Genomic DNA, 12,025 nt, shown 5'->3' with positions numbered 1-12,025 from the left:
TTATTTGATGCGCATGCCCGGTTGCGCGCCGCTGTCTGGCGTCAGCAGAAAAATGTCTTTCCCACCGGGGCCTGCTGCCATCACCATGCCTTCGGACATGCCGAACTTCATTTTTCGCGGCGCGAGGTTGGCAACCATCACGGTCAGGCGACCAATCAATTGTTCAGGTTGATACGCAGATTTAATACCGGCAAAGACATTGCGTTGTTCCTTGCCGAGATCGAGCGTTAATTGCAGGAGTTTATCTGCGCCCTCTACATGTTGTGCATCAATAATTTTGGCAACGCGCAAATCGATTTTTGCAAAATCATCAATCTCAATGGTTGGTGCAATGCCGTCATCGGTAGGCGCGGTTACTTTTTTATCTTGTTTCTTTGCTGCGCTCGATTCCGCAGGCTTTTCTTCCGCCAACATTGCTTCAACTTGTTTAATGTCGACGCGTTGCATCATTGCTTCAAACGGAAGAATGCTGTGATTCAGCAGCGGCTGCAGGTCGTCTTGCCACGCTAGCTTGCTGTTGAGAAATTCTGCAGCTTTTTGTGCGGTGACAGGTAATACCGGCTGCAAGTAGATCATCAATACGCGAAACAAATTAATGCCCATAGTGCAGACATCCAGTGCGGCAAATTGATGGCCTTCTTTGGCAAGTACCCAAGGTGCTTTGTCGTTGATGTATTGATTGGCTTCGTCGGCCAGTGCCATGATTTCGCGCATGGCGTGACCAAACTGGCGTTTTTCATACAGCGAGGCGATGTGCGCACTTTGTGCAATGGTGCGTTGCCACAATTCTGGCGCATCGAGATGTGAAGAAAGTGTGCCGCCAGCTTTAGTAATGAATCCAGCACAGCGGCTAGCAATATTGACCAGTTTTCCAACCAGATCAGAATTGACGCGCTGCACAAAGTCAGTCAAGTTGAGGTCGATATCGTCGACGCCGTCGCTGAGCTTGGTGGCAAAGTAGTAGCGCAGATACTCAGGCTGCAGGTGTTTCAAATAGCTCTGTGCACGGATAAATGTGCCGCGCGATTTTGACATTTTTTTCCCATCGACCGTCAAAAAACCGTGGGCGAAAATTTGTGTCGGCGTGCGGAAGCCACTGTTATGCAGTAATGCAGGCCAGAACAGCGCGTGAAAATTGATAATGTCTTTACCGATAAAGTGATACAGCTCGGTGTCGGATGTTGGGTTCCAGTATTCGGTAAAGTTGAGATCGTTTTGCTGACACAAATATTGAAAGCTCGCCATGTAGCCAACGGGTGCGTCCAGCCACACATAAAAAAACTTACCCGGTGCGTTGGGGATTTCAAAGCCAAAATAGGGTGCATCGCGTGAAATATCCCAGGCTTGCAAGCCGCCATCCAGCCATTCAGCCATTTTGTTGGCAACTTCTTCTTGCAAGTGTCCGGCGCGTGTCCATTGTTTGAGGAAGTCTGTGCAGGCGGGAAGATCAAAAAAGAAATGTTCGGATTGTTTGGCGATTGGCGTGGCGCCGGAAATAACGGACACAGGGTTGAGTAAATCCATCGGCGAGTAAGTGGCACCACAGGCTTCGCAGTTGTCACCGTATTGATCTTCTGCTTTGCATTTTGGGCAAGAGCCTTTGATATAGCGGTCTGCCAAAAACAGATTTTTTTCTGGATCAAATGCCTGCGTGATCGCTTTGGTTTTGATCAACCCCAGATCGTTGACTCGATTGTAAATCAGTTCGCTATAGTGACGATTTTCTTCAGAGTGCGTGGAGTGGTAGTGATCAAAGCCGATCAAAAATCCCGCAAAATCTTGCTCGTGTTCTTGGCGTACATCGGCGATCAGTTGTTCCGGTGTGATGCCGAGTTGTTCGGCTTTTAGCATGATGGCTGTGCCATGTGTGTCGTCGGCGCAGACATAGAGGCACTCCTGCTGGCGTGCCTTTTGAAAACGCACCCAGATGTCGGTTTGTATCGTTTCCAATAAATGGCCGAGGTGTAGCGAGCCATTGGCGTAGGGCAGGGCGCTGGTGACGAGGATTTTGCGTGCTGTTGTCATGGAATAAGCCGGTATTTGCACTAAAGCAGAAGGGGCAAAACTATAGCGGTTTGACCGTGGATTTTCGAGTCGGTCTGCTAGAATACTGAGCTTTCATCAAACGCACAGGATAAAGACGCATGGCAATCAAGGCAGACAAGTGGATCAGACGCATGGCGTTGGAGCACGGCATGATCGAGCCGTTTGAAGCGGGTCAGGTGCGTGAACCGAATGCGGGTCGCAAAGTGATTTCTTATGGCACCTCGAGCTATGGCTACGATGTGCGTTGTGCCGATGAGTTCAAAATTTTTACCAATGTGCATTCAGCGACGGTTGATCCAAAATATTTTGATGAAAAAAGTTTTGTCGATATCAAGAGTGATGTGTGCATCATTCCGCCTAATTCATTTGCACTGGCGCGCACCGTGGAATATTTCCGCATTCCGCGCAATGTATTGACGATCTGCTTGGGTAAATCCACCTACGCTCGCTGCGGCATCATCGTGAATGTCACGCCGCTAGAACCAGAATGGGAAGGGCATGTGACGCTAGAGTTTTCTAACACCACCAATTTGCCGGCAAAAATCTATGCCAATGAAGGTGTGGCGCAGATGTTATTTTTTGAATCTGACGAAGTGTGTGAAGTTTCTTACAAAGATCGTGGTGGAAAATATCAAGGGCAGCGCGGCGTGACGCTACCCAAAGCTTGATTTACAGCGATTATGGTTTTTTGCGGTAGATGATGTAGGCCGCTTCGCGCTGCTCTGCAATTTCGTAGTGGTTGTTGATCCATTCGTACAGCGGTTTAAATTCTTTCAGGCGATTGCCGCCGCCTGGATGCAGAAATTGTTCGAAGTACACAATATAGACAGGATTTTTTTGTTGTAAGTTTTGCAAGAAATCTTGACGCAAGGTTTGTGTTTCTTGCGAGTCAGGTTGCATCCACAGCGGTACATCAATCAAAAAACGCGTGGCAGAAGTGGCTTTTGCCATCAATAACGCTGCTTGACCATCGCCTGCCATATCCAACACTTGTACAGTGTCTTCTGGCTGTAAATGTTGTGCTTGGAGATAGTTGGCTGCTTGCCGCGCGCGCCAATCTTCCGGCGCGGTAATCTCTTTTTGATGCGCTTGTTGCATGAGTGGCAGCGTCCATGATGCAAGGCTCCAACCAAGTCCAACGCAGGGAATCAATAACAATATTGCCACTGTTTTTTTCCATGTCGCAGATTGTTCGGTTGGTGTTGTCAGCAATAGCGCGAAGCAGAGAAAACTCCAGTAGGCAGAAGGGAACATGTAATTTAACCAAAATTTTCCTGCAATGGCCTCATAGAGCGTGAAAGAAAAAGTTATCGCGGCAAGCTGAGTGATGCGTTTGCAGAGAACGCTATTCTTGTGATGTAAAAACCTTGCCCAGAGTAGTCCAGGTGCTGCAAGAAGTAGCGACATTCCGCCCCATTGTGCGTATTGAGAAAGCAGCATCTGCCAGCGTTCGGCGCTGCTGCTGTAATGCCATAAGTCATAGCGGCTATTGGCATAAATGGGTAGGTAGTGGCGATAAATATCAACGAAGCTGTCCCAGCCACCCTGCGTAATAGCCCATGAAAAAGGGATCAATGCCACAAAGAGCATGCTTAAAAGAAACAGGGCTATAGTAATTATTTTTTTTCCCGCACAATTGCTGTGCAAAACCCATAGCAAAACCGGCATCATGACGATGGTATTGGGTTTCATGCTGCAGGCGATGGCGGTTAATACGCCTGAGAGAATAATGATGTTTTTAGTAATTTTGTTGTCGCAGACAATAGCAAAGGCAAGGGCCGCTGGAATAAGTGCCAGCACATCACGCTCTAAAACGAACTCGCCGCCGTTGACCCAATACAGTAAACAAAAAAGGCTGAAGCCGGTAATTGCAGCGGGTTTTGATAGAGGGGAAATAATTTTCCAGCTGGCAAAGCCAAGCGTGGTTAGCAAAAACAGATCTACCCAGCGCAGTGGTAGTGCTTCATAGCCAAGCGCATTACCTAATATGCTGTGAAATAAATAGGGTGCAGGAAAATTTATATCAAAAATATCGCGATATAGAACAAAGTTTTTTTCGTTGATCAGCCATGCGCTGTAATGCAGCATCGCCAAATCAGCAGTGATAGGGTGGTTCAGTGAAAAATAAAAAGTAGCACCGACGGCAGCTAAGAGTGTGGTCGCCAATAGCCAATGCAGGCTGCGCGTGATAGAGAAAAACATAGTTATTTTGGTTTTTTGTCGATGGGTATATTTAAGTCTTTCCCTTCAAAACGAAAAACTTGAGGTTGACTCTCGCGCTGTGGGCGCGATTTTTCATCCTCTGTGGTAGGCATCCAATCGACAAAATTGCGCCAACCTTCATAGTTTTCTGAGCGCGGCCGTTCGATAAGGTAGTAATAAACGGCGAGTGAGTTTCTGCGTCTATTTTCCGGGCACTCCAAGGGAGTTGGATGACCATGGTAAGTGTTGGTGCCAGTCAAGAAAAAAGCTGCGCGATTAAAAACGGGTGCAATTTTTGCTTCGCACTGGGTGAGATTTTTATCCCACAGCTCTAAATGTCCGCCCCAATCTTCCTGCCAATCGCGGTTGAGGAAGTAGATCATGTTAAAAATCTGATCGACTTTCTTGTTGGGATGCCGTGATTTGTCGGCATGAATCATCAGCTTGCCGCCGCGCCCAGTCGAGTGCAGACCGCAGCCTCTGTAGTGCGGATCGACGATCAAGCCTGCTTGGCCGGTGAGTGTCGTCATAAAACGAATGAAGGTGGAGCTGTTAAATTCGTGCATTACATGACGAATAAACGGCGGGAATTGCTGTTCATTCGAGTGACCGAGCTTGTGCATGGTTTGCAGGGTGGCACGGTCGCCGCCGCGCTCCCAAGCAATATCTGTCGGGCTGGGGTATTCGTCTGCTAACAGATGGGCGACATCCTCTGGTAGAAAATTATCGATGTAACAATGCCGAAAGGGTTTTGCATTTTTGAAGGACTCTGCGTGTTCCAGTGCCAAGGCCTGCATGCGGTCGTGGTCTAGGTAGAACGCTGGAATCATCTTCATCATTTGCTGCAACCCTGCCAAAAAAAACTGTGTTAAATATCTGCCGCCTGTTGCGCTGCATTACCTGTATAGCTGGCAGGTGATAGCTGTTTTAATTCCTTTTTGGCATCTTCAGGAATTGCTAAAGTGTCAATAAATTGCTGTAAGACTTCGCGCGTCATGGCTTGGCCGCGTGTGAGTGCTTTTAATTTTTCATATGGCTCGGCTATACCGTAGCGACGCATCACAGTTTGAATCGGTTCGGCTAACACTTCCCAGCTGTTGTTCAGATCTTCAGCAACGCGCAGTTGATTCAACTCTAGCTTGCTTAAACCTTTGAGTGTGGCTTCATAAGCAATCGCGCTATAAGCAAAACCTACGCCCATGTTGCGCAGCACGGTAGAATCCGTGAGGTCGCGCTGCCAGCGAGAAATTGGCAGTTTGTTGGCTAAGTGTCCAAACATGGCGTTGGCCAAGCCCAAGTTGCCTTCGGAATTTTCAAAATCAATGGGGTTCACTTTGTGAGGCATGGTGGAAGAGCCGACTTCACCCGCGATTACTTTTTGTTTGAAGTAACCGAGCGAAATATAGCCCCAGATATCGCGGTCGAGATCAATCAAAATGGTGTTGAAGCGGCTGATAGCATCAAACAGTTCTGCCATGTAGTCGTGCGGCTCAATTTGTGTGGTGTAGGCATTCCAAGTTAAACCCAACGATTCCACAAAAGTTTTTGCATTGGTTTGCCAATCCACATCAGGATAAGCAGACAAGTGGGCGTTGTAATTGCCGACAGCGCCATTAATTTTTCCCAACAGTGGCACAGCTGCAATTTGCTCGCGTTGGCGGCGCAATCTTGCCACGACATTCGCCAATTCTTTGCCCACCGTGGTGGGTGATGCCGTTTGCCCATGTGTGCGAGCGAGCATAGGCGTGGCAGCAAATTCACGCGATAAGTCAGTGAGTTTTTGAATGATTTTGTCTGCCAGTGGCAACAAGGATTGTTGCAGTCCGTCGCGCAGCATCAATGCGTGTGACAAGTTGTTGATGTCTTCGGAAGTGCAGGCAAAGTGGACAAATTCACTGGCGGCTTCCAACTCGGCATTGCCTTGCATTTGTGCCTTGATGAAGTGCTCCACCGCTTTGACATCGTGCTTAGTGGTGCGTTCTGTTTGCTTGATGGTCTCGGCGTGTGAAGTGTCGAAGTTGCGCAATATGGCTTCGAGTTGTGCATTGGCTGGTGTGGAAAAAGCAGGAAGCTCTTGGATTTGGTTGTGATTGGCTAATTGCTGTAACCAACGGATTTCAACCAATACACGAGCGCGGATCAGGCCGTATTCACTAAAAATGCTGCGTAGGTTTTCCACTTTGCTGCCGTAGCGGCCGTCGATTGGAGTAATTGCAGTCAATGCAGAGAGCGAGAAAGGAGAGTTGCTCATGTAGGGTTTCCAAATGTTACCAAGAGAGAAGGTGGCGCATTGTAACTGATGGCTAGAGGGCTATTTTTAGGGATTGTGAAACGCCATGTATCGCCAATGATGTTCCACAGTTAATGGTGACTAACGCGGTTATGCACATGTTGCGTCGTGAGAGGGTAAAAACGCTAAGATGGGTGTGTATAGTCATGTTGTTTGTTACAAATTCCATGTAACTTATTGAATGTAAAGGAATTATGTCTCATGGTTGTTTTTTGAGCAATTTGTGGAGGAGGCTTGTATTGTCTTGTTTTGGGCTGCATTTTATGAGGCAACCCACAGACTTATCCACAGATACTGTGGACTAAGTAAAAGCCCTAGTTAAAAAGTGTGATGCTATTGGCAATCGTTCGAGTGGCATCATCATGTACAATCACGCGGGTCTATTTTTTCAGAATATTTAAGGTGGCAATCGTGTCAGAAGTTGATGCCAAAGAGCTGTTAAAGCGTGGCAATGACCCGCTGGTGTGGGATCTGGAGAAGATTCAAAACCGCTCGCGCGCTATAGCTTTCATTATGCAGTTCAAGCGGACGCTCTGCGTCTATTCCGGCCCCGTGCAGCAGTTGTACAGCAACTACGACATTTTTCTGCCAGAGCATGAGGATCGTAAGCTCGTTATTCTGCCGAACCCTAATGCGCACCATGACACCTTCTTCAAAATTCCAGATAGCGCCGTTACGCCCACTGGTTTGAACATCATTCCTGGCGCTTTGATTGGCAAGCAAGGGCTTTATATCGCGATGCCTTCGCGCAACCCCAATGAAGCGCCCAAAGCCATGCCGTTGACGGTCGGTTTGCACGCCATCATTAAGCGTCATACACCGGAGCGCCCCTTTCTGCCAGTGCTGACTAAAGGTGACTTGCGCGAATTTCAGTCAGATATTCCCTGTGTGCATTTGCATAAAATTAACCTTGATCGCATCAGCGGGCTATCACGCTTGGAGTTGCAGGGCATAACGCGGGCTGTCAGTGACAAAATTTCCATCTACCTGTATCCCAAGAAAAGTACCGCTGTTCCCGTCGCGGCGGCCGCGCGACCAGCCTAATGGCGCACAACTTTCTGTTTATCAAACAGTGGTTGGCTTTTAGGGCTGGCATTTGCGGCATCAAACCCTATAATGCGCCCGCGTTTTCCAATGCCGTTTATGTTTCTTAATACATTGCGGTATCAGCTATGGTGGCTGTAGCTCAGTTGGTAGAGTCCAGGATTGTGATTCCTGTTGTCGCGGGTTCGAGCCCCGTCAGCCACCCCATTTATTTCGTTCCCCTCCCTGTTTTGCTAGATTGCAGCACTTTCACTGGTGAAGTGCTGTTGTGATGCAATTATCAGCGTCCCGTTTATCTCTTCTTTCCTTGTTAGGCTTGTTATTACTGGCCGTTGCTTTGCGTTGGGATGTGTATCCCAAAACCTATTTTGCTGATGAATTGATACCGCTTGCTGTGATCAAGCACATGCAGGTGAGCGGTACGCTAGACACCAATTGGGAACATGCCGATTGGCGCGGTGATTTTGCCGGTGGTTTTTACAAGCTAAAACAGTACAACTTTTCCAGTTATCACACGGCCTTGTATTTATTCCAAACCATAGCAAATGGCTTGAGTAAAGATGTGTCTGCGCTAGTTGTTTATCGCGCCTTTTCTCTTTTATGTCAGCTGCTGGCTATTTTTTTTGTTTATCGTTTTACCAGAAACCTTTACGGTGAAAGAGCGGCAATATTTTCTTCTGCATTTCTTGTGATCGTTCCGCAGGCAGTGGTGGATGCGCATTATGCAAGACCAGAATCATTCGTCATGTTTTTGGTGGCGCTAGCCTGCTGGCTGGCTTGGAAACATTGTGAACAAAAAAAGCAGTCTTATGCACTTTTGGAAGCTGTTGTCTGGGGCGTGGCGTTTGCTTGCAAGTTTAGTTTTATGCCGATGATCATGCTGGCGTTTGCGGTTAGTTGTGTAATTCAAAAGCGTTGGATGCATGTGTTGTTGTGGCTGATATTTTTTGTGCTTGGCGTGGCGATTTCCGCTCCCTATATTCTTAAAGATATATCAGGGTTTCTGCACGGTGTTGGCTTGTTGACAACCCAGTACGCGGCACAAGAAGAGCAGGGTGGATGGATGGGTTTTCCATCTGCGCGGCAAATAATTGTCTACCTTGCTGTGTTCTTTACGGTGCCTGTCTTTTTGGTGATGCTGGCATCTGGGTTGCGAGATCAAAAAATTGAGCGTTTATTTTTTGCGGTAGCTGTTGCGGTGTCTGCATTCTATCTATTTGTTTTTGCCGCGCAGGGCGTGTTCTTTGAAAGAAATTTTAGCCACTTGCTACCCTTGTTGGCAGTTTTGTTTGGTGCGGGTTCTGATGTGTTGTTGAAGCGCATGAAAGGGAGTTTTTCGCTGCTTGCTATGAGGTCGCTGTTATTTCTTTGTGTGGGCTGGTTGCTGTATTTGTCTGTACAAATTGACAAAGAGCTATTTCTGGGTTTGGCAGGAAACAAACAGCGCGTAGCTGATTATGAATCAGAACTCTTGCGTGAGTTTTCGTCAGAAAAAGTAATTGCATTAAATGTGATGAATATCGAGGGTGCTGCACGAGTATCTGAAACAGTTCTTTTGCGGGTACCAATGCCGAAGGTTGATTCCACGGCGCTAATAGAAGGGGTTTTGCAGGAGGGCGGGTTTGAGCTCGTGGCAGCCATCAACCTTCCATTAGCGCTTTTGCCGTATAGTCAGTTGCAGATCAATCAGTTGCCGCCAGCCTATGCCTATTATAGAAAGACAGATAAAGAACTTGAGGTAAAAATTCCATGAAGAATACTCGTTCTCCATTGAGAGTGTTCTTGTTTTCACTGCTGTTTTTATTTTTATTGTTGTTTGCGGCTATTTTGGCGCTGGAAGTTGTTGTGCCACTAATTTTTGGTAAATGGTGGTCGTCTATCGATATAGTCAGCAATCCCGATCATCGCATGACGCGTGAGCAGTACACCGATTTAAATTCGGACAGTATTCGTTCTGCCGTTGAGCCCAGTGCGGTGCGCGATGAGGATTTTAATGTCGTCGTATTGGGTGATTCGTTTGTTTACGGCATGTGGCTGGGCAGGCAGGACACACTGCCTTATCGTTTGGAAGAATTGGCGCGCAAAGCCGGTTATAACAATGTGCGTGTATTTAATTACGGCTGGATATCGTCATCGCCCTATTTATCACTGCGGTTACTCAAGGAAATTGGTAAAAAATACAAGCCGGATTTGGTGATAGAAGTGGTGGATATGACCGATTTTTGGGATGACACCTTTTATCGCCGAGCTGCTGAGCGACAAGGGTTTTTTAAAGTTGCACATTGGATTCCTGCAACATCCATGGTGTTGGGCAAGTGGGGCAGAGAAGTGGTGAAAGCAGATTGGTTTACTAAACCTTTGTGGGGTACGCCGTGGCAGCGTTATTTCCCCATGGAAAGGCCACTCAGTGAAACGCGCCCGTATTTAGATGCGCTGACTGGCAATCTGGATGAAACCCATCGTTATGCAGAAGATGAACTGCAAGCAAAATTTGTGACATTTGTTATGCCGCGCTCCGTGCAATACAGCAAAACGGAAACGCCAAAGGATCCTTCTGATGAGTACACGCGGCTGGGTGCTTGGTCATTGGAGCCTTTTCGTTACTTTGCGGAAGTTGCGCCCCAGAAGCCGTACCCGATCATCTCTTTATTGGACGATTTTCGCCAAACTCAGGAGTTTCCCCTGACCATGGAGAGTGATCCGCATCACACCTCTCTGGGAAATAAGGTATCGGCACAATTTATTTGGCAGCACCTTCAACAGCAAGGTCTGTTTTCTGGTGTGCAGACTGACGCTGGTACGATGTCTCGCTAATTGGTTTACTCCTGTCTAGCAGGTAGTATCCGGCACCAGATTCTTTCTCTTTATCTACTACAAACCTTAGGAGTTTTTATGGCTATTTTTGAACGGATTGCGGAATCTGCTGATGGTCGCCGTCGTCTGGCGTTAAAGAACCCAGCGACGCTAGAAGGTATTGGTGAATTGGTTTGTGCTTCTGAAGCCGATGTGCAGGCAGCTGTAGCAAAAGCGCGCCAAGCGCAAAAAAGTTGGGGTGCAAAATCGGTTGATGAGCGCGTTGCGTATTTGTTGAAGTTGCGTGATGTGATTTTGGATGAGCAAGATCGCGTAGTAGAAACGGTTATTCGTGAAACAGGAAAACCTTTACAAGACGCGCTGACTTTTGAAGTGTATGCCGTTTGTGATTTTATTTCGTACTGGTGCAAGCAAGCGAAAAAACTCTGAAAGATGAAGTGATGCGTGCGCCGGGCATCATGGGTTTAATGAAAAAAGTGCATTTGACTTATAAGCCTTTGGGTGTAGTGGGTGTCATCACACCGTGGAATGGCCCTTTTGTGTTGACAGCCAACCCAGGTGTCCAAGCCATTCTTGCCGGTAATGCAGTTGTCATTAAAGGTTCCGAAGTCACACCGTATTCCGCAAAATTGTTTGAAGAACTGTGCGTAAAAGCAGGCATTCCAGACGGCGTGGTACAGGTATTGATGGGCGATGGTCAAACCGGTTCGGATTTAACGCACGCGGATGTGAATAAAATTTCTTTCACCGGCTCTGTGAATACGGGCAAAAAAATTGCAGCGGTGTGTGCGGAGCGATTAATTCCTGTCACCTTAGAATTGGGCGGCAAAGATGCGATGATCGTGCTGGCAGATGCGGATCTCGACAAAGCGGTGCACGGCGCAGTGTGGGGTGGTTGCGTGAATACCGGCCACTTCTGCTGCGGTATTGAGCGCATTTATGTGCAAGCGCCGGTTTATGATGAGTTTGTGCGTCGCGCGACAGAAATGGCGAAAGCTATACGCCAAGGACAAAAACACGGCGTGAACGAAGATTTAGGCGCAGTATTCTGGGATCGACAATTGACGATTATGGAAGCGCATGTGGAAGATGCAAAAAAGCGCGGCGCAAAAATTTTAGCGGGTGGTCGACGCAATCCAGACTTGCAAGGTCTTTACTATGAAGCGACTGTCATGGTGGATGTGCAGGAAGATTTTGATGTGATGGCACAAGAAACTTTTGGCCCTATTCTGCCAATTGTGAAATTCAATACGGTAGAAGAGGCTATCGAAAAAGCCAATAACTCAATCTACGGTTTGCACGGCAGTGTGTGGACAAAAGATGTACAGAAAGGCATTGAAATTGCGAAGCGTGTAGAAACTGGCTCCATGGCGGTGAATGATATCGGCATGATGTACGGTGTTGCCTGCGCGCCTTTTGGCGGTGTGAAAGAAAGTGGCGTAGGCACTGTGAATGGACAAAATGGTTTGCGCGGTTATTCGCAAGCAATGCCTATTATCGTCGGTCGCTACGGCGGCATGGACACTGGCTACCCACACGAGCAGAAAAAGTTTGATCAGATGAAAAAGTTGATGAACTTTATGTGGCGTAACCCTGTGGGGCGTTTTCTGTTTCGCAACTAAGTATTTT

Annotated in this window: 9 protein-coding genes, 1 tRNA gene and 1 pseudogene; 7 read left to right on the top strand and 4 right to left on the bottom strand. The window is 47.5% G+C overall.

Features of this window, described 5'->3' with window-relative positions:
- A complete protein-coding gene (gene metG, locus IPK30_00190; GenBank protein ID MBK8101757.1) occupies positions 1-2,025 on the bottom strand; it encodes a methionine--tRNA ligase in 2,025 nt (674 codons plus the stop codon).
- Positions 2,026-2,144: 119 nt separating this feature from the next.
- Between metG and IPK30_00185 the strand changes: the two genes are divergently transcribed.
- Positions 2,145-2,714: a dCTP deaminase gene (locus IPK30_00185; GenBank protein ID MBK8101756.1), complete on the top strand. Its 570-nt coding sequence runs from the start codon at positions 2,145-2,147 to the stop codon at positions 2,712-2,714.
- A gap of 10 nt (positions 2,715-2,724) precedes the next feature.
- Here the strand turns inward: IPK30_00185 and IPK30_00180 are convergent, their stop codons facing one another.
- From IPK30_00180 to purB, 3 genes are read right to left on the bottom strand one after another with little or no spacing between them, the layout of a single operon-like run.
- Complete coding sequence (locus IPK30_00180; protein ID MBK8101755.1) at positions 2,725-4,248, bottom strand: hypothetical protein; 1,524 nt, start codon at positions 4,246-4,248, stop codon at positions 2,725-2,727.
- A 2-nt stretch (positions 4,249-4,250) separates the two neighbouring features.
- Positions 4,251-5,084 carry a 2OG-Fe(II) oxygenase gene (locus IPK30_00175; GenBank protein MBK8101754.1) on the bottom strand — a complete coding sequence of 278 codons (834 nt, stop codon included), beginning with the start codon at positions 5,082-5,084 and terminating at the stop codon, positions 4,251-4,253.
- A gap of 32 nt (positions 5,085-5,116) precedes the next feature.
- Positions 5,117-6,499, bottom strand: a complete 1,383-nt coding sequence (gene purB, locus IPK30_00170; protein MBK8101753.1) for an adenylosuccinate lyase — start codon at positions 6,497-6,499, stop codon at positions 5,117-5,119.
- 498 nt (positions 6,500-6,997) lie between these two features.
- Between purB and IPK30_00165 the strand changes: the two are divergent.
- The 6 genes and pseudogenes from IPK30_00165 (at position 6,998) to IPK30_00140 (ending at position 12,018) form a co-directional block, all read left to right on the top strand.
- A pseudogene (locus tag IPK30_00165) lies at positions 6,998-7,516 on the top strand (hypothetical protein).
- A 197-nt stretch (positions 7,517-7,713) separates the two neighbouring features.
- A tRNA-His gene (locus IPK30_00160) sits at positions 7,714-7,789 on the top strand.
- A gap of 343 nt (positions 7,790-8,132) precedes the next feature.
- The gene (locus tag IPK30_00155) at positions 8,133-9,335 is read left to right on the top strand and encodes a glycosyltransferase family 39 protein (GenBank protein ID MBK8101752.1); all 1,203 of its coding nucleotides are present in this window, start codon (positions 8,133-8,135) and stop codon (positions 9,333-9,335) included.
- Complete coding sequence (locus tag IPK30_00150; GenBank protein ID MBK8101751.1) at positions 9,332-10,396, top strand: SGNH/GDSL hydrolase family protein; 1,065 nt, start codon at positions 9,332-9,334, stop codon at positions 10,394-10,396. Before IPK30_00155 ends, IPK30_00150 begins: the two co-directional genes overlap by 4 nt.
- Before the next feature lie 78 nt (positions 10,397-10,474).
- A complete protein-coding gene (locus tag IPK30_00145) occupies positions 10,475-10,825 on the top strand; it encodes an aldehyde dehydrogenase family protein (protein MBK8101750.1) in 351 nt (116 codons plus the stop codon).
- Complete coding sequence (locus tag IPK30_00140; GenBank protein MBK8101749.1) at positions 10,801-12,018, top strand: aldehyde dehydrogenase family protein; 1,218 nt, start codon at positions 10,801-10,803, stop codon at positions 12,016-12,018. The genes IPK30_00145 and IPK30_00140 overlap by 25 nt, the downstream gene beginning before the upstream one ends.
- Positions 12,019-12,025 lie beyond the last annotated feature (7 nt).

The organism is Cellvibrionales bacterium (assembly GCA_016713115.1).
Lineage (GTDB): Bacteria > Pseudomonadota > Gammaproteobacteria > Pseudomonadales > UBA7239 > UBA7239.
The sequence above is the reverse complement of the archived record's forward strand: the minus strand, read 5'-3'. Positions and strand labels throughout refer to the sequence as shown.